Below are 17,305 nucleotides of genomic sequence, written 5' to 3' on the forward strand. Positions count from 1 at the left end.
GGTTCAGCTTGATAAGAGGGTGGTTCGGCCCCCCAGACGTGCTCGAGGCCGGAGGCTTGGCAAATCAGGGCGCGGCCCTGGCTCCCCGGCCGCCGGCTTATCCGTACAGCGGCAGCCGCGACCGTTCGTCGGCGCCATTCCCGTTGAACGCTATGCGCGGCTAGAGTCGAGCCCTTGCGATCGCGCCGCCCCCGCGTTCGCGGCTGGCAGGGCTCTCACCAGGGAACGGCATGTCGATTACGACGCTCAGCGTGATGGTGGTGGAGGATCATGGGTTCCAGCGCCGCATGGCGCTGCGCCTGCTGTTCGAGCTGGGGGTCGCGCAGGTGTTCGAGGCGGCCGACGGCGAAAGCGCGCTGCGCCTGCTGGAGGAAGTACGCACGCCGCCGGACGTGATCCTGGTCGATCTGGACATGCCTGGCATGGATGGCATCGAGTTCATCGATCACGTCGCCCAGCGCAGCCTCGCGCGTTCGGTGGCGGTGGTCAGCGCGCTGGATCCGGCGCTGCTCAACACCGTGCAGACCATGGCGCGCGCCTACGGTCTGCGCGTGCTGGGCAACGTCGAAAAACCGCTGACCCTGGCCAAGCTGCAACAGGCGCTGGAAGGCTACGAACACGCGCTGCACGCGGCCGAGGCCGACGAGCCGGTCGAGGTCACGCCGCTGCTGATCCGCGAGGCGCTGGCGGCGGGCGAGATCGGGCCGTGGTTCCAGCCGCAGGTCGAGTTCGGCAACGGCAAGCCGGTCGGCGTGGAGGCGCTGGCGCGCTGGCGCCGCGCCGACGGCCGCATCGTGCGTCCGCAGCACTTCGTGCCGATGATGGAGCGCGAGGGCCTGGTCGATCTGCTCACCGATCACATGCTGGTCGAGGGCTGCCGCTGGAAACGCAGTTGGGACCAGCAGGGCATCCGCCTGAATCTGTCGGTCAACGTGTCGCCGGCGACGCTGGCCGACAGCAGCGCCGCCGACCGTTTCCAGCACCTGGTGCGCGAGGCCGGCGTGTCGCCGGAGGAAGTGGTGCTGGAAATCACCGAAAGCTCGTTGATGTCCGACGCCGCGCGCGGCCTGGGCGTGCTGGCGCGGCTGCGTCTGAAGGGCTTCGGGCTGTCGATCGACGACTTCGGCACCGGCTATTCCTCGTTGTCGCAGCTGTCGCAGATTCCATTCACCGAGCTCAAGATCGATCAGGGCTTCGTGTCCGGCGCCAAGGAGCAGCCGCGCAAGCGCGCGGTGATCGAGGCCAGCCTGGACCTGGCGCGCAAGCTGGGCCTGGACGTGGTCGCCGAGGGCGTGGAAACGGTAGACGACTGGCAGATGCTGGCCGAACTGGGCTGCGGCATGGCCCAGGGCCATCTGATCGCCGAGCCGGTGCCCGGCGAGGACCTGCCGACCGCGCTGGGCCGCTGGCGGCGGCCGGAGTAGAGCGCCGCGCATGCGCGCCTGGTTGGGCACGCTCAGCATCCGGCGCCAGCTGTGGGCGCTGTTCGGCCTGCTGCTGCTGACCGGCGCGACGGTGCTGGTCATCGACGAGATCGCCCAGTACCGCGCGCGCGAATCGCTGCTGGCGTTGCGCGACGATTCGCTGCGCGGCCTGCGCCGGATCAAGATGGTGTCCGACGCCTACGGCCTGGACGTGGTCGACACCACCTTCCGCGTACGTAACCACCTGGTGCCCTGGCGCGAAGGCGTGGCCACCATCGACGGCGCGCGCAAGCGCATCGACGAGAGCTGGACGATCCTGGCGAAGCTGCCGCGCACGCCCGAGGAAGAGGTGCATTTCCGCGCCGCGGGCCAGGCGCGCGTGGCCGCCGACGCCGCCACCGCCGAGTTGCGCGCGATCCTGCTGCGCGAGGACATGCCGGCGCTGGGGCGATTCGCCGACACCCGCCTGTACCCGTCCATCGATCCGCTGACCCAGCGCCTGAAGCTGTTGTCCGATCTGGCGCTGGTGGAAGCCGACCGCGTGGTGCATGCCGACATCGTGCGCAGCCGGCGCGCCAGCGCGCTGCGCATCGGTCTGTCGGTGCTGGCGCTGCTGATCGTCGCCGCGATCGGGCGCCAGGTGCTGCGCAACGCCTACCGCGGCGTCGAAAGCCTGACCTGGCTGGCGCGGCGCATGCGCGAGCACGACTACACCGCCACGCCCAGGCACGAGCCGCGCGGCGAGCTGGCGCTGGTGATGCAGTCCTTCATGGAGATGCGCCGCGACGTGCTGGGCTTCGAGAACGAGCTGACCGGCCAGCTGATTCGCAACGAGCGCACGCGCGCCGAGCTGGAGCGGCGCGAGCACTTCCAGCGCTCGCTGCTGGACGCGGCGCAGACCGCGATCGTCGCGGTCGACGCGCAGGGCCGCTTCACCCTGGTCAATCCTTTCGCCGAGCGCCTGCTGGGCTGGCAGGCCACCGAACTGCTCGCGCGCGAACGCCTGCATGCCTTGTTCGAATCCAAGGCGCTGCAGACGCTGGCCTACGAACTGGGCGACCGCCTGGGCCGGCCGGTGCAGGCCGACTGGACCGCGCTGCGCGAGCTGGCCTCGATGCGCGCCGCGCCGCGCGAGGCGATGCTGCGCCATCGCAACGGCACCTGGGTGCCGGCGCTGCTGGCGGTGTCGGCGCTGGTCGAGCCCGGCGGCGGCGACGGCGGACTGCTGCTGGTGGCCGCCGACCTCAGCGCGATCCGCCGCCTCGAACGCGAGCTGCGCGCCAGCGAGGCGCGCGCGCAGGAGGCCAGCCGCGCCAAGTCCTCGTTCCTGGCCGCGATGAGCCACGAGATCCGCACGCCGATGATCGGTGTGACCGGCATGATCGAAGTGCTCGCGCATTCGCGCCTGGACGCCGACCAGCGCCGCGCGCTCAACGTCATCCAGCAGTCGTCGGCGTCGCTGCTGCAGATCATCGGCGACATCCTGGATTTTTCGAAGATCGAGGCCGGCCGCCTGGAGCTGTCGCCGACCGCGGTGGCGCTGCCGGCGCTGTTGCGCAGCACGGTCGCCAACTACGCCGGCGCGGCGTCGAGCAAGGGACTGAACCTGTTGTGCGAAGTCGATGCGCGCATCGGGCCGGCGCATCGCGCCGACGGGTTGCGGCTGCGGCAGATCGTGAGCAATTTCCTGTCCAACGCGCTCAAGTTCACCAGCGAAGGCCTGGTGCAGGCCGCGCTGGAATGGGAGTCGAGCGCCAAGGACGCCGACGGCCACGTGCGCGACACCCTGTGCTTTCGCGTCACCGACACCGGCATCGGCGTCGGCGCGGAGCAGCAGCGGCATTTGTTCCAGCCCTTCAGCCAGGCCGAAGGCGACACCACGCGCCGTTACGGCGGTACCGGCCTGGGGCTGGCGATCTGTCGGCGCCTGGCCGAGCTGATGGGCGGCGACGTGAGCATGGAAAGCAGCCCCGGCCTGGGCACCAGCATGCGCCTGCGCGTGACCCTGGCGCGCGCGCCGGAATCCGAATTGCCGGCCGATCCCGAGCACGGCGACGTGCCGGCCGTGCTCGCGCCGCGTCCCTTGCCCAGCCTGGAGCAGGCCGAGCGCGAGCGCAGCCTGGTGCTGCTGGCCGACGACCATCCGACCAACCGCCTGGTGATCGCGCGCCAACTGGCGCTGGCAGGCTACGCCAGCGAGGCGGCCGAGGACGGCCTGCAGGCCTTGGAGCGCTGGCGCAGCGGCCGCTACGCCTTGCTCTTGTCCGACGTGCACATGCCCGGCCTGGACGGCTACGACCTGACGCGCGCGATCCGCGAGGTCGAGCGGGCGCAAGGTCTGGCGCGCACACCGATCGTGGCCCTGACCGCGTCGGCGCTGAAGGGCGAGGCCGAGCGCTGCCTGGCCGCGGGCATGGACGACTACCTGGCCAAACCGGTGTCGGTGCCGGTGCTGGTGACCTGCCTGCAACGCTGGTTGCCGCATACCGTGCCCGACGCGGATGCCTCCGCCATGGGCATAGCCGACACGGACCCGGCCGACGTGGCCGCGCCCATCGCGTCGCCGCTGCCGCAGCTGGCCCAGGCGCAGGTGCTGGACGTGCAGGTCTTGAACGCGCTCACCGGCGGATCGGACGCCGAAGCGCGCAGCTTGCTCGCCGAGTTTCTCGACGCGACCGTGCAGGACTTGCAGGCGCTGCACGCCGCGCGCGTGGACGGCGACACCATCGCGCTGACGCGCCAGGCACACAAAATCAAGGGCGCCGCGCGCATGGTCGGTGCCGCCGAGCTCGCTCAGGCCGGCGGCGCCCTGGAAGCGGCCGGCCGCGCCGGCGACTGGCCGGCGATCCTGCCGCTGGCGGCGGATCTGGACACCGCCTTGCAGCGCCTGCGGCTGGTCGTGGCCGCCTCGGCTTGAAGGCGTCGCCGGCCTGGATCGATGGGCCGTCGCTCCAGTCATTGCGGCGACAGCAGAATTCCCTTGCGGTTTTCCCGTCCCCGTCATTCCGGCGAAAGCCGGAACCCATTTTGACCTTCGCTCTTGTGCCAGCGATCTCAAACCCAAACGGCAACGGCAACGTGGGTTCCGGCTTTCGCCGGAATGACGGGGGTGAGTACGGCTGAGCCGGGCACGCTCATTCCCGCCCTCGATGCGGCACTTGCCGCGGCTCTGCGTTATCGTCGCGGTCCGATCCGCGGAGCCGCGCCATGACCTCACGCCTCGTGCCACACCGTTTGTCGCTAGTCCTGCTGGGCGTCCTGCTCGCCGCCGGCCACGCCGCGCCGGCCGCCGCCGCCGACCGCGTCACCGGCAAACCCTTCGCGACGCGCAGCGAGGTGTACGCGCCACACGCGATCGCCGCCACCTCGCATCCGCTGGCCACCCAGATCGCGCTGGACGTGATGAAGCGCGGCGGCAGCGCGGTGGACGCCGCGATCGCCGCCAACGCCGCGCTGGGCCTGATGGAACCCACCGGCAGCGGCATCGGCGGCGACCTGTTCGCGATCGTGTGGGATCCCAAGACGCAGAAGCTCTACGGCTACAACGGCTCCGGCCGCTCGCCCAAATCGCTGAGCCTGGCCGAGTTCCGCAAGCGCGGGCTGACCGACGTGCCGTCGTACGGACCGCTGCCGGTGACCGTGCCCGGCGCGGTCGACGCCTGGTTCGCGCTGCACGGCCGCTTCGGCCGCAAGACCATGGCCGAGGATCTGGCCCCGGCGATCGGCTATGCGCGCGACGGCCATCCGGTGCACGAGGTGATCGCCTATTACTGGAACGCTTCGGTGCCGCGCCTGTCGAAATGGCCGGGCTTCAAGGAGCAGTTCACCATCGACGGCCGCGCCCCGCTCACCGGCGAGACCTGGAAGAACCCCAACCTGGCCGCGACCCTGGAGAAGATCGCCCAGGGCGGCCGCGACGCGTTCTACAAGGGCGACATCGCGCGCACCATCGACGCCTACTTCAAGGCCAACGACGGCTATCTCAGCTACGACGACCTGGCCTCGCACCAGGGCGAGTGGGTGGAGCCGGTGAGCAGCAACTACCGCGGCTACGATGTTTGGGAACTGCCGCCCAACGGTCAGGGCATCGCCGCGCTGCAGATCCTCAACATCCTGGAAGGCTACGACCTCAAGGGCTACGGATTCGGCAGCGTCGAACACGTGCATCTGTTCACCGAGGCCAAGAAGCTCGCCTTCGCCGATCGCGCGCGCTGGTACGCCGATCCCGCGTTCGGCAAGCAGCCGGTGGCGCAGCTGATTTCCAAGTCCTACGCGCAGCAACGTCGCAAGCTGATCTCGATGGACAAGGCCGCGCGCGAAGTGCAGCCGGCCACGCCCAAGGAGCTGGACGAGGGCGACACCATCTACATGACCGTCGCCGACGCCGACGGCATGATGGTGTCGCTGATCCAGTCCAACTACCGCGGCATGGGCAGCGGCATGGCCGCGCCGGGTCTGGGCTTCATCTTCCAGGACCGCGGCGAGCAGTTCGTGCTGAAGGAAGGTCATCCCAACTCGTTCGCGCCGGGCAAGCGGCCGTTTCACACCATCATTCCCGCGTTCGTGACCAAGGACGGCAAGCCGTGGCTGTCGTTCGGCGTGATGGGCGGCGCGATGCAGCCGCAGGGGCATGCGCAGATCGTGATGAACCTGATCGACTTCGGCATGAACCTGCAGGAGGCCGGCGATGCGCCGCGCATCCAGCACGACGGTTCGACCGAACCGGCCGGGCAGGCGACGGTGATGAGCGACGGCGGCGAGCTCGACCTGGAAACCGGCTATTCCTACGAAACCGTGCGCGAGCTGATGCGCAAAGGCCACAGCGTGCGTTTCGCCAACGGCCCCTACGGCGGCTACCAGGCGATCATGGTCAACCCGCAGGGCGGCTACATCGGCGCCAGCGAATCGCGCAAGGACGGCCAGGCGGCGGGGTACTGATGCGCGTTGCGATGTGCGCCGGGCTCCAACGCAGGCGCGCGCGATGAGCGCGAGCGCGACCGGCTTGCGTGAGGCCTACGCGGCCTTGCAGCGCGGCGACGCCGCGCAGGCGCGCGCGCGTTGCGAGGCGGTGCTGGCGCAGGATCCGGCTTCGTTCGATGCCTGGCGCATGCTGGCGATCGCCGCTCAGGCGCTGGGCGACGGCGAGCGCGGCCTGCTCGCGGCCACGCGCGCGCACGCCTTGCGCCCCGACGACGGCGCGGCCGCGCTGGACCTGGGCACGCGCCTGCTGCACGGCGGCCAGGTCGCCGCCGCCTTGCCGGTGCTGGAGCGGGCCATGCAGCGCCTGCCGCAGGACGCGCGCGCGGCGTTCCGTTATGCGAATGCGGCCTTCGCGTTGAACGACTACGCGGCCGCCGTCGCCGGCTTCGGCGCCGCCGCGCAGCGCGATCCGAACTGGCCGGAAGCCTGGAACAACCTGTCGGCCGCGCACAGCCGCCTGCAGCAATATCCGCAGGCGATCGCGGCGGCGCGCAACGCCTTGCGGCTGGCGCCGCAGGACGCCGAGGCGCATCAGGCGCTGGCGGTGCTGCTGTCCAACCTGTTCGATCGCGCCTCGCTGCAGGAAGGCCTGCGTTCGGCCGAACGCGCGTTGCAGCTGGACCCCCATCTGGCCGCCGCGCACCGCAACGCCGCCGTGTTGTTGCGCAAGCTCGGCGAGCCCGCGCGCGCGCAGGCGCATGCGCAGCGCGCCGTGCAGCTGGCGCCGGACGATGCGGACAACGTCGAAACCCTGGGCGATCAACTGATGCTCAACGGCCGCGCCGACGATGCGGTGGCCGCTTACGCCGCCGCGACCGCGCGCGGCCTGGACACACCCGTGCTCACGCGCCAGCACGGCATCGCGCTGCTGCGGGCGGGCCAGGCGCCGGCCGCGCACGAACGCCTGCAGGCGGCGCTGCGCGCGCGCGGCGACGATCAACGCACCATCGCCCACCTCGGCGTGGCGCTGGCCGCCGACGGGCGCATCGACCGCGCTGTCGAACTGATCGGCCTGCAGCGCCACGTGCGCGCGATCGCACTGGCGACGCCCGACGGTTTCGCCGATGCGCCCGCGTTCCACGCCGCGCTCGCCGACGACATCCGCCGCCACAGCCAGCAGCGCTGGGAACCGGCCGGCCTGGCCGCGCGTCAGGCCTACCTCAGCGGCGATCTGCTCGCCGACCGCACGCGGGCCATCGTCGGTTTCGAACGCGGCCTGCGCCAGGCGATCGATCGCTACCTCGACGAATGCCGCGCGGCCGCCACCGGCGACGATCTGTTCCTGCGCAACGTGCCGCAGCGCTACCGCCTGCACCTGTGGGCGACCCAGGCCGCCGAGAGCGGCTACATCGACACCCATATCCACGAAGATTCGTGGCTGTCGGGCGCCTACTACGTCGAGCTGCCCGCGGCCATCGCCGACGACGATGCCGAACACGCCGGCTGGATCGAGTTCGGCCGCCCTTACGCCGGCCTGCCGGGCTGGCCGGAACACGCCCTGCGCCAGGTGCGTCCGCGCGTGGGCGAGCTGTTGCTGTTTCCGTCCTACCTGTTCCATCGCACCCTGCCGTACCGCGGCGGCGGCGAACGCATCAGCATCTCCTTCGACCTGGCCGCGGTCTGAGCCGACAACCGATCCGCGCACGCATGCCCACCGAACCCGCCCACGATCAGCGCCTGTTTTCCTACGGCACCTTGCAGAACCCGGACGTGCAGCGCGCGACGTTCGGCCGCGTGTTGCACGGCGAGGCCGACGCGCTGGTCGGTTACCGGCGCAGTCTGCTCAAGATCGAGGACGCGCAGGTCGTGGCCACCAGCGGCCAGGCCTATCACCCCATCGTCGAGCGCAGCGACGATGCCGCCGACAGCGTCGCCGGCACGGTGTTCGCGATCAGCGCCGAGGAACTGGCACGCGCCGATGCCTACGAAGTCGACGATTACCGCCGCGTCGAGGCCGCGCTGGCCTCGGGCGGACGCGCCTGGGTTTACGTGCGCGCCTGATCGGGCACCGCGCCGTCGGCGCCGCCGCCACGTGCGCGGGCGCCGCGCAGCAGCGCGCGCAAGGCCGGGACGCAGGGCAGGTACAAGGCGGCGCCGACGATCCACGCCCAACCGTTCCAGTGTCCGGCGCCGGCGACGTAGATCGCGCCGAACAGCAGCGGGCCCAGCACCGCGGCCAGGCTGGCGAGGCTGGCCAGCACGCCTTGCAGCGCGCCTTGTCGCGCCTCGTCGGTGCGCTGACTGGTCATCGCCAGCAGCGCCGGCAGGCCGATGCTGCCGCCCGCGGCCAACAACAGGCCCGGCGCCATGCCGGCGCTGCTGCGCGCGAAGGCGAAGGTCAGATAGCCCAGCACGTCGGAAACCACGCCGCCGACCAGGGTGCGCACGGGACCGTAGCGTTCGCTGATGCGGCCGGTGGCGAAGGCCTGGAACAGCGCGTGCATCACCCCGAACGCGGCCAGCGACAGGCCCACCGCGGTCGGGTTCCAGCCGTAGCGGTCATGGCCGTAGATCGCCCATAGCGTGCCCGGCACCTGTCCGGCCAGCTGCATGGCCAGGTACAGCCACAGCAGCGGCGCCAGGTCCGGCAGCCGGCCCAGTTCGCGCAGGCCGCGCCAGGGCACCCACTCGCGCAGGGCCAGGGCCGGCGCCGGTGCGCGCTGGCGCGACGGCTCGGGCAGCGCGCACCAGGCCAGGCCGAAGTTCAGTGCGGCCAACACCGCTGCGGCCACGAACGGCGCGCGCAGCCAGACCGCACCGAGCAGGCCGCCGATCACCGGCCCGGCCACCAGGCCCAGGCCGAAGCTCGCGCCCAGCCAGCCGTAGCGGCGCGCGCGCTGCGACTCGTCGGAAATGTCGGCGATGTAGGCGCCCGCGACCGACCCGCTGGCGCCGCTGACGCCGGCGATGGCGCGGCCCAGGTACAGCAGCGACAGCCAGGGCGCGCAAGCCATCAGCAGGTAGTCCAGGGCGCTGCCGGCCAACGAGAACAGCAGCACCGGCCGGCGCCCGTAGCGGTCGCTGAGCGCGCCCAGCGCCGGCGCGCAGACGAACTGCATCAGCGCGTACAGCGCGGTCAGGGCGCCGGCGTGCAGGGCCAGGTGGTGCTGCAGGCCGAAGGCGTCGAGCAGCTGCGGCAGCACCGGCGCGATCAGCCCGATGCCGATGGCGTCCAGGGCGACGGTGGTGAGGATCAGGATCAGGGCCAGACGGCCGGGGGAGGCGTGAGGGGTGCGCATGGCGCATCACCTATCATCGATAGATTGAGTTCGCATGCTAGTCTATCGGTGATAGATTAAGCAAGCCCGAGGTCGGGAAGGCATGAAACTGCAACGCGAAACGGTGGTCGCCGCCGCTATGGCCCTGCTGGACGAGGTCGGCATGGACGGGCTGACCACGCGCCGCCTGGCGCAGGCCCTGGGCGTGCAGCAGCCCAGCCTGTACTGGCATTTCAAGAGCAAGCGCGACCTGCTCGACGCCCTGGCCGAGGCGATGCTGGCCGAGCAGCGGCCGGTCGATCGCGCGGCCTATCCCGACTGGCGCGAGTGGATGGCGGCGCAGGCGCGCGAGTTCCGCCGCTGCCTGCGCGCGCACCGCGACGGCGCGCGCGTGCACATCGGCACGCGCCCCGAGGGCGGCGATTTCGGCGATGGCGAAGCCGACCTGGCCTATCTGGTCGCGGCCGGCTTTACGCCCGCCGACGGCTTACGCGCGCTGATCTCGCTGAGCTATTACACGATCGGCTGGCTGCTCGAAGAGCAGGCCGCGACCGAGGCCGGACGCGGCCCTGGACAGGCACCGCTGACACCGGACCCGCACGCTTATCCGCTGCTCGCGCAGGCGCAGTCGGTGTTGAGCCAGAACGACGTCGACGCCGACTACGAATACGGCCTGCGCGCCCTGATCGCCGGCTTCGAGGCGCAGCTGACGCGCGCGTAGTCGCCCTCTCCGCTTCTCCCTTTGTTCTTAGCCTCCCCTTTGAAAAAGGGGGATTGAAGAGGATTTGCTTCTAGGCAACAGCAAAAGCAAATCCCCCCTAGCCCCCCTTTTCCAAAGGGGGGAACAGTCGAAGGCAGGGCTTGGAGGTCGGGCGCTTGTCTTCCCCCTTTGAAAAAGGGGGATTGAGGGGGATTTGCTCTTAATCCGCCGGCACCGTTCGCGACCGCGCCCATTCGCGCAGCCCTTCCACCTGCTCGGCCATCATCACCGACAGCGGCCGCGTCTGCTTGAGCTCGGCGCGCAGCTGAAAATCCGACAACGGCGTACCGGCCGCGTGCGCGGCGTACATCGCCGCGACGATGGCCTGTTCGATCTCCGCGCCCGAGAAGCCCTCGCTGGCCGCGCCCAGCGCCGGCAGGTCGAAGCCTTCCGGGTCCAGCGCGCGCTTGCGCAAGTGCAGGGCGAACAACTCGATGCGCGCCGACACGTCCGGCAGGTCGACGAAGAAGATCTCGTCGAAGCGCCCCTTGCGCAGCAGCTCCGGCGGTAGCGCGTCGATCTGGTTGGCGGTGGCGACCAGGAACACGCGCGACTTGCGCTCGGCCATCCAGGTCAGCAGATAGCCCAGCACGCGCCGCGACACCCCGCCGTCGCTGTCGCCGCCGTCGCCGGCCAGGCCCTTCTCGATCTCGTCGATCCATAGCACGCACGGTGCCAGCTGTTCGGCCGAGGCCAGCGCCGCGCGCAGGTTCTTCTCGGTCTCGCCGTGGAACTTGTCGTACAAGGTGCCGAAATCCAGGCGCACCAGCGGCACGCCGAACCCGGCCGCGACCGCCTTGGCCAGCATCGACTTGCCGCAGCCTTGCACGCCCAGCAGCAACATGCCCTTGGGCGGGTCCAGACCGGGCGGCGGTTCGCCGCCGGTGAACACCGCGCGGCGCTGCTCGACCCAGCGCTTGAGGCGGCGCGCGCCGGCGACGTCGGCCATGCGCGCGCTGTCGTATTCGTAATGCAGGTGGCCGGAGCGATTGAGCAGCTCGAACTTGAGCTTGGCCAGTTCCGGCAAATCGTCGGCGGCGATCGCGCCGTCGCGGAAGATCAGATGGCGCGCGATCCGGCGCGCGTCGACCGGGTCCAGGCCCTGCAGGTTGCGCACGATCTGCTTGACCACTTCGGCGTCGGCCTCGACGCGGCGGCCGCCGTGCTCGCGCATGTAGTTCTCGGCTTCCTCGCGCACCAGCTTGAGCAGGGCGTTGGCGTCGGGCAGGCGCGGCGTGTAGCGCACCGCCAGCGAGTCCAGGTCCGGCGGCAGCTCGACCTTGTGGCCGATCAGCACCAGCACGTGGGGCTGGCAGCCGCGGCGCTGCACGATCTCGCGCAGCTGGCGCTGGGTGCTGGCGTAACCCAGGTACGGGTGGGCGTCGAACAGCAGATAGATGCCGCGCTGGTCGGCGTCGCGGATCGACTGCAAGGTCGCCGAGATGTCGGGCGCGACCCGCGTTTCCTCGTCGTCGCGATCGAAATCGACCCGGCGCAGGCCCTCGGTGATCGACCAGCGGTACAGCGCGCGCCAGACCTGCATCAGCGCCTGCCGGAACAGCTCGACCACGCGGCTTTCGTCGCGGGTCTCGATCACGATCAGGGAGGTGTTGGCGCGGATCAGCGCGGTCAGGTCTTGCAGGTCGGTCATGGAAGCGGTCTTCGAGGTCGCCGCCATCATATCGACCCGAGCCGCGCGCCGCAGAACGCTTGAGCGCACGCGCCGCAACCGCGACCATGGCCGGATCGCGCCCTGCGGCGCGCCGACCGCGACCGCGATGGCCTTCGACGCCTTTGCCCTGGTGCTGGCCATGCTGGCCTTGGGCTATCTGTTCCAGCGCCTGCGGGTACTGCCCGACAGCGCGGCGCAGACTTTGAACCTGGTGGTGCTGTACGTCTGCCTGCCCGCGGCGGTGCTGCGCTACGCCCCGCGCCTGCATCTGGAACCGGCGCTGCTGGGCGTGGCCGCGGTGCCGTGGCTGCTGTTGGCCGCCACGGTGGTGCTGGTCGGCGCCTTGTCGCGTTGGCTGAAGTTCCGCCGCGACGAACACGCGGTGCTGCTGCTGACCGTCGCGCTGGGCAACACCAGCTTCCTCGGTTATCCGCTCACGCGCGCGCTGATCGGCGAACACGCGCTGCCCTATGCGGTGGTCTACGACCAGTTCGGCGCGTTCCTGATCCTGTCCACGTTCGGTTTGTGGGTGCTCGCGCGTTACGGCGGCGACGGCGCGCCCAACGCACGCGACATGCTGCGCCGGGTGCTGCGCTTCCCGCCGCTGTGGGCGCTGCTGATCGGCTTCACCGTGATGCCGGCGCAGCCGCCGAGCTGGATCGCCGGCGGCCAGCAGCGTTTGTCGGATGCGCTGCTGCCGCTGGCGATGCTGACGATCGGTTTGTCGGTGAAGCTGGCGTTGCCGCGCGACGAACTCAAGCCGCTGCTGACCGGCCTGACGCTGAAGCTGGCGCTGATGCCGGCCCTGGCCTGGCTGCTGGTGCCCTGGTTGGGCCTGCACGGCGAGATGGCGCGCGCGACCGTGCTGGAATCGGCGATGCCGCCCATGGTCACCGCCGGCGCGCTGGCGATCGCGCACCAGCTCGCGCCGCGCCTGGCCGCGGCCATGGTCGGCTACGGCCTGCTGTTGTCGCTGGCGACGCTGCCGTTGTGGGCGCGGGTGGCGGTGGGCTAGCGGCCGCATCCGCCATGCGTGCGCGATCGGTTCCGTACGCGGCGACTGCTGTGCTCGCGCATTCGCTCGACCGTCCCGAAAAAAAACGGCGCCGGATCGCTCCGGCGCCGTTCCCGATCCGCGGCCACGGACCGCGGACTGGCCGACTTACTGCACCTGCGAGCAGCTGGCGCTGTTGCTGGCCTGCAACTGGTCGTAGCTCTGCTGACCGGCCGGCAGCGGCGAGGCCTGTGCCGGCAGCAGCGAGCGGTAGGCCGGCGCGTACAGCGCCGACAGCACGCAAGCCTGCGACTGAGCATGGAACTTCAGGCGGCCGGTACCGAAGCCGCTGTCGAAGCCGGCCGCGCCCAGGTCGTTGCCCTGAGTGCCGGCGATCTGCACCAGTGCGTCGTAGGTCGCGTTGGCCAGATGGTTGCGGCGCTGGCTGAGCAGGGTGTCGCGGTCGGCCTTCTGCTGCGCGGTGGCGTTGGCCGGTAGCGCCGCGGGCACGGTGGCGTTGGTCAGCTGACGCTGGTGCTGCAGGCCCAGCGCGGCCAGCGCGGCCACGTGCGGCGCGGCGGCGGAGGTGCCGCCGAAGCCGTTATCGCCGTAGGACACGGTGTCGACGTTGGCGAAGCTGCCCAGGTCGGGCTTGGCATTGCCCACCGCCTGACCGGCCGGACGCGCGCCGCCGGCGGCCAGCACCGGGCCGCGCGAGCTGTAGCCTTCCAGTGCCGAATCGGCCGCGTTCAAGGCCGCCACCGTGATCACGCTGGCCGAGTCGGCCGGGTGGGTCAGCGAACGCTCGGGCTGGGCGTACTGCAGCGGCAGCTTGCCGGTGGTGATGCGCAGGAAGTTGGCCGCGCGCGCGGTCTTGCGCACCACGCGCAGGGCGAAGATGCCGCCGCCGCCCACGACCTGGTTGTTGAACACACCGGCGCAGCGCGCGGTGGCGGTGGCGGCCGGCGGCGTGTACGCCACCACTTCCAGCGGTTCCTGGCCGGCGCCGCCGTTTTGCGCGTAGTCGGACTGCTGCGCCTGCGCCCACGCGGCCGGGGTCACGGTCTCCACCCAGCGGAACGTGCCCCAGTCGAACCTGCGGCTGCGCACTTCGTCCTTCCAGTACACCAACTCCAGCTTGTAGTCGGTGTTGGCGGTGTTGTTGGCCGAGGGCCAGTCGTTCCAGCTCAGCGCGGCGACCACGCGCAGCTGGTTGGCCAGGTTGGCGTCGAACACGCCCACCGGCATGCACTGACCGAACTGGGCGCTGTAGGACACGATGTTGGCGTCCTGCACGCCGGCGGTGGCGGTGTCGAAGTCCTGCGCCACGTTGGCCGCGGCGCCGGCATCGCTGTCGCCGTCCCAGTGCGCCTGCGCGTAGTTGCCGGCGGCGTTCACGACCAGCACGCCGTTGCGGCTGGCCGCATCCAGCGCTTCGTACAAGCCCTTGTAGCTGCCCAGGCCCGGCGTGCCGTCGCCGGGCGCGCCGGCCAGGCCGCCCTGCGAGGCGGTGATGACCTGCGCGCGCGGTTCGCCCAGCACGCGGTTCTGCGCGTCCAGGTTGGCCGCGTCCTGGATGCCGCGCACCCAGTCGGCGGTCTGGCCGGCGTCGTACAGGCGGAATTTCGCCAGCGGGGCGATGTCGTAGACCACCTCGGTCACGGCGTTGCCGTGCGCGCTGCCGCCGGCGCCGAAGGCCTGGCCGGTGGGCGGGGTCATCACGATGTTGTCGGCTTGCTGCGCGGTGTTGCTGGGCCATTCCTGCGCGCCCTGCAGCGCGGCGACTTCGCCGTTGTTGTTGCCGAACTGGTCCATCACCGCGATGGTCAGGCCTTCGCCCTGCAGGTTGCGGCGCAAGGCCTGCGACAGGCCGGCGTAGTTGCCCAGGCTGCGCAGGTGGTCGATGTCGCTGGCGGTGGCGCCGTCGGAGAACACCGCGGTCTCGGCGATGTTCATCAGCTCGACCTGGGCCACGCCGGCGTGGCCGGCCACCCATTCCAGCTGCGCCACCGGCACCAGCGCTTCCAGGCTGGGCGAACCGGGGATGTCCTGGGCCTGGATGCCGCCGGCGCGCAAGGCGCCGACCAGGGCGGCGTTGGCCTGCGCCAGCAAGTTCGGGTTTTGGATGGTGGCGTAGTCCAGGCCCAAGTCGACGTTGACCTTGACCTTCTCGCCCTCGCGCCAGCGCAGCGGAATGCCGGCGCGGTCCAGCGCGGCGATCTGCGCGCGCACCGACGCGGCCTGCGTGGTTCGCGCCGCCTGCGTGGCCGGCGCGCCGGCGGGTGTGCGCAGCTGCGTCGGCAGCGCCTGCAGCGCTTGCAGCAGCTGGCCTGCGCCCAGCTTGGCCTGCGCCGGCGACTGCGGCGTCGGCGCGGTGTAGGCCACGCTCAACGAGGCCGGCGCGGCGGCGGGCGGGTTGCCGGCGTCGGCCATGGCGGCCGCGACGGCGGCAACGGTGTCCGCGTCCTGCGCGTTCGCGCCTTGCGCGGTGGTCGTATCGCGTTGCGACCACAGCAGCACCGCGGCGCAGGCCGCGGTGAGTCCGATGACGGTGTTCTTGGTGGTAAGACCCTTCTTCATTGCGATGCGTTCCTGATGATTGGGCGTAAGGGATCGCTGCGCCGCACGTGAGTGCGCACATAAGGGAGCAGGCGGTTAGGCGTGGGCGATCGTCGGTGCCGATGCGCCGCCCTTCGTCGCGATCGAAGGGCGATGCTGATATCCGGCACACTTTTTCTAACGCGGCGAGGTGAGGCGCCCCTACCTCGAATTTTCTTTTTCTGAAATTACTGTGGCGGAGTCGCTACTTTTCCGAAGTGTTTGTGCGCACGAACTGCACGAAAAATATGCAGGGAGGCGCGAGATGAGGGGACGCTCGACCGCCCAGGATCGGCAGCAAAGCTCGCACGAGCGCGACTCGCCCGCGTCAGGCGGCTGATCGCAGCGGCGATTGCCTATGCTGATGCACGGCGCGCCGCATCCTGGCCGCGGACAGGATCGAACGGAAACGTATGCGCACACGGGTTTGGATCGCGGCCGCTCTTGCGCTGGCCGCGACGGCGGCGGGTTTCGGCTGGCGCGAGGCACGGCAGGCGGGTGTCGATACCACGACGCAGGTCGCGGGCACGGACGCCACGCGCACGCGCCCTGTAGCGGGCGGCGACACCCCGAATGCCGGCGCGGGCATGGAGGCCGCCGCATCGCCGTCGCGGCCCTGGCCCGCCGGTTGCGATGTCGAGCGCGCCGACGAGGAACTCGCCGCCAGCGATCGCGAGCGCGCATTGGCGATGGCGCGGCAGCCGGATGCGCGCAGCCGCCTGTTCGCGGCGTATCTGCTCGATGGCGTGGGCGACGACGAGGTCGCCCTGGCGGCGCGCGAATCGGCGCGCGCCGATGCGCTGCGCCTGCCCAGCGAAGACCCGTTGTTGCTGTGGGCGCAAGTGTCGGAGTGCGAGGAAGAAGAGAACTGCCGACGCGCAGAGGCACTGGCCGCCCTGCAGGCACTGGAGCCCGACAACGCCGCGGTGTGGCTGGCGGGCTTGCGCTACAGCGCCGACGGAGACGCCGAGCGGCTGGCGGCCAATGACGCCCTGCTGCGCCGCGCCGCGCAGGCGCGTCATTACCGCACCGCGTTCGGCGACTTCGGTCAGGCGGCGCTGACGGCATGGTCGCGAGTGCCGATGGCGCCGCCATCGGAGTGCGCGATGCGCGTGTACGCCGCTCGCAACGAAATCGATTCGTGGGAGCCGCAGCTGTATGCGGGCGCCCGCGCGATGGACTTGGCCGTCGTGACCTCGCTGCCCTCGTATGGACCGTTGATGGAGTTGTGCCGGTCGCCGCCGCGCGAACGGCGCGACGTCTGCCTGAGCGTGTTCGGCTTGATGGCGCGCAGCCCGGACCTGATCGATCGGGTCATGGGTCAGCATGGCGGCACCCCGCTGGCCGCCGACGGCCCCGATGCGCTGGCCTGGCGTGAACGGGTGCGCGAGTTGAGTTGGCTAAGTGCCCAGTTCCCCGGCATGCGCGGCCGGCCGCTTCCGCCGGACTGGTTCGAACGGGTGTTCCGCCTGGGCGAGATGCCGGCGTTGGAGGCCTGGCTGACCGAACAGGGCCTGCCCACCCGGCCGCCGCCGAACTGGCTGCCCGACAACCCCCGCCAGCGCGCCCTGATCCTCACCGGTCGCCCGCCGCCGTCCTCAGCGCCCGCCGCGCGATAGCCCCGACCCCACCCCCGGTGTACCCTGCGGCTTCCGCCTA

Annotated in this window: 11 protein-coding genes; 8 read left to right on the forward strand and 3 right to left on the reverse strand. The window is 70.9% G+C overall.

Annotation, left to right across the window (positions count from 1 at the left end; genetic code table 11):
* Positions 1-230 precede the first annotated feature (230 nt).
* The 5 genes from LVB77_RS02090 (at position 231) to LVB77_RS02110 (ending at position 8,405) form a co-directional block, all read left to right on the forward strand.
* A complete protein-coding gene (locus LVB77_RS02090; protein WP_232908571.1) occupies positions 231-1,424 on the forward strand; it encodes an EAL domain-containing response regulator in 1,194 nt (397 codons plus the stop codon).
* 10 nt (positions 1,425-1,434) lie between these two features.
* Positions 1,435-4,341 (forward strand): ATP-binding protein, encoded by a 2,907-nt coding sequence (locus LVB77_RS02095; RefSeq protein WP_232908572.1) that lies wholly within the window; start codon positions 1,435-1,437, stop codon positions 4,339-4,341.
* 290 nt (positions 4,342-4,631) lie between these two features.
* Complete coding sequence (gene ggt / locus LVB77_RS02100; RefSeq protein ID WP_232908573.1) at positions 4,632-6,362, forward strand: gamma-glutamyltransferase; 1,731 nt, start codon at positions 4,632-4,634, stop codon at positions 6,360-6,362.
* Positions 6,363-6,405: 43 nt separating this feature from the next.
* Complete coding sequence (locus LVB77_RS02105) at positions 6,406-8,028, forward strand: putative 2OG-Fe(II) oxygenase (protein WP_232908574.1); 1,623 nt, start codon at positions 6,406-6,408, stop codon at positions 8,026-8,028.
* A gap of 23 nt (positions 8,029-8,051) precedes the next feature.
* Positions 8,052-8,405: a gamma-glutamylcyclotransferase family protein gene (locus LVB77_RS02110; protein WP_232908575.1), complete on the forward strand. Its 354-nt coding sequence runs from the start codon at positions 8,052-8,054 to the stop codon at positions 8,403-8,405.
* Here the strand turns inward: LVB77_RS02110 and LVB77_RS02115 are convergent.
* Entirely contained in the window at positions 8,390-9,643 is a 1,254-nt protein-coding gene (locus LVB77_RS02115) for a TCR/Tet family MFS transporter (protein WP_232908576.1), read from the reverse strand. The genes LVB77_RS02110 and LVB77_RS02115 overlap by 16 nt on opposite strands.
* An 82-nt stretch (positions 9,644-9,725) precedes the next feature.
* Between LVB77_RS02115 and LVB77_RS02120 the strand changes: the two genes are divergently transcribed.
* On the forward strand, positions 9,726-10,343 hold the full coding sequence (locus LVB77_RS02120) for a TetR/AcrR family transcriptional regulator C-terminal domain-containing protein (RefSeq protein WP_232908577.1): 618 nt from the start codon (positions 9,726-9,728) through the stop codon (positions 10,341-10,343).
* A gap of 199 nt (positions 10,344-10,542) precedes the next feature.
* On the opposite strand, the gene LVB77_RS02125 is transcribed toward LVB77_RS02120, so the two are convergent.
* Positions 10,543-12,033 carry an AAA family ATPase gene (locus LVB77_RS02125; RefSeq protein ID WP_232908578.1) on the reverse strand — a complete coding sequence of 497 codons (1,491 nt, stop codon included), beginning with the start codon at positions 12,031-12,033 and terminating at the stop codon, positions 10,543-10,545.
* Between the two features lie 127 nt (positions 12,034-12,160).
* On the opposite strand from LVB77_RS02125, the gene LVB77_RS02130 reads away from it, so the two are divergent.
* Complete coding sequence (locus LVB77_RS02130) at positions 12,161-13,069, forward strand: AEC family transporter (protein ID WP_232908579.1); 909 nt, start codon at positions 12,161-12,163, stop codon at positions 13,067-13,069.
* 147 nt (positions 13,070-13,216) lie between these two features.
* Here the strand turns inward: LVB77_RS02130 and LVB77_RS02135 are convergent, their stop codons facing one another.
* A complete protein-coding gene (locus LVB77_RS02135) occupies positions 13,217-15,628 on the reverse strand; it encodes a S8 family serine peptidase (RefSeq protein WP_232908580.1) in 2,412 nt (803 codons plus the stop codon).
* Positions 15,629-16,059: 431 nt separating this feature from the next.
* Between LVB77_RS02135 and LVB77_RS02140 the strand changes: the two genes are divergently transcribed.
* Positions 16,060-17,265, forward strand: coding sequence for a hypothetical protein (locus LVB77_RS02140; protein ID WP_232908581.1), 1,206 nt, complete (start codon positions 16,060-16,062; stop codon positions 17,263-17,265).
* The last annotated feature ends 40 nt before the right edge of the window (positions 17,266-17,305 follow it).

The organism is Lysobacter sp. 5GHs7-4 (assembly GCF_021284765.1).
Lineage (GTDB): Bacteria > Pseudomonadota > Gammaproteobacteria > Xanthomonadales > Xanthomonadaceae > Lysobacter.

Bases quoted from the DNA above. Each gene is read 5' to 3' on its own strand.
- LVB77_RS02090 (WP_232908571.1), top strand. From the start codon at position 231: ATGTCGATTACGACGCTCAGCGTGATGGTGGTGGAGGATCATGGGTTC.
- LVB77_RS02095 (WP_232908572.1), top strand. From the start codon at position 1,435: ATGCGCGCCTGGTTGGGCACGCTCAGCATCCGGCGCCAGCTGTGGGCG.
- ggt (WP_232908573.1), top strand. From the start codon at position 4,632: ATGACCTCACGCCTCGTGCCACACCGTTTGTCGCTAGTCCTGCTGGGC.
- LVB77_RS02105 (WP_232908574.1), top strand. From the start codon at position 6,406: ATGAGCGCGAGCGCGACCGGCTTGCGTGAGGCCTACGCGGCCTTGCAG.
- LVB77_RS02110 (WP_232908575.1), top strand. From the start codon at position 8,052: ATGCCCACCGAACCCGCCCACGATCAGCGCCTGTTTTCCTACGGCACC.
- LVB77_RS02115 (WP_232908576.1), bottom strand. From the start codon at position 9,643: ATGCGCACCCCTCACGCCTCCCCCGGCCGTCTGGCCCTGATCCTGATC.
- LVB77_RS02120 (WP_232908577.1), top strand. From the start codon at position 9,726: ATGAAACTGCAACGCGAAACGGTGGTCGCCGCCGCTATGGCCCTGCTG.
- LVB77_RS02125 (WP_232908578.1), bottom strand. From the start codon at position 12,033: ATGACCGACCTGCAAGACCTGACCGCGCTGATCCGCGCCAACACCTCC.
- LVB77_RS02130 (WP_232908579.1), top strand. From the start codon at position 12,161: ATGGCCTTCGACGCCTTTGCCCTGGTGCTGGCCATGCTGGCCTTGGGC.
- LVB77_RS02135 (WP_232908580.1), bottom strand. From the start codon at position 15,628: ATGAAGAAGGGTCTTACCACCAAGAACACCGTCATCGGACTCACCGCG.
- LVB77_RS02140 (WP_232908581.1), top strand. From the start codon at position 16,060: ATGCGCACACGGGTTTGGATCGCGGCCGCTCTTGCGCTGGCCGCGACG.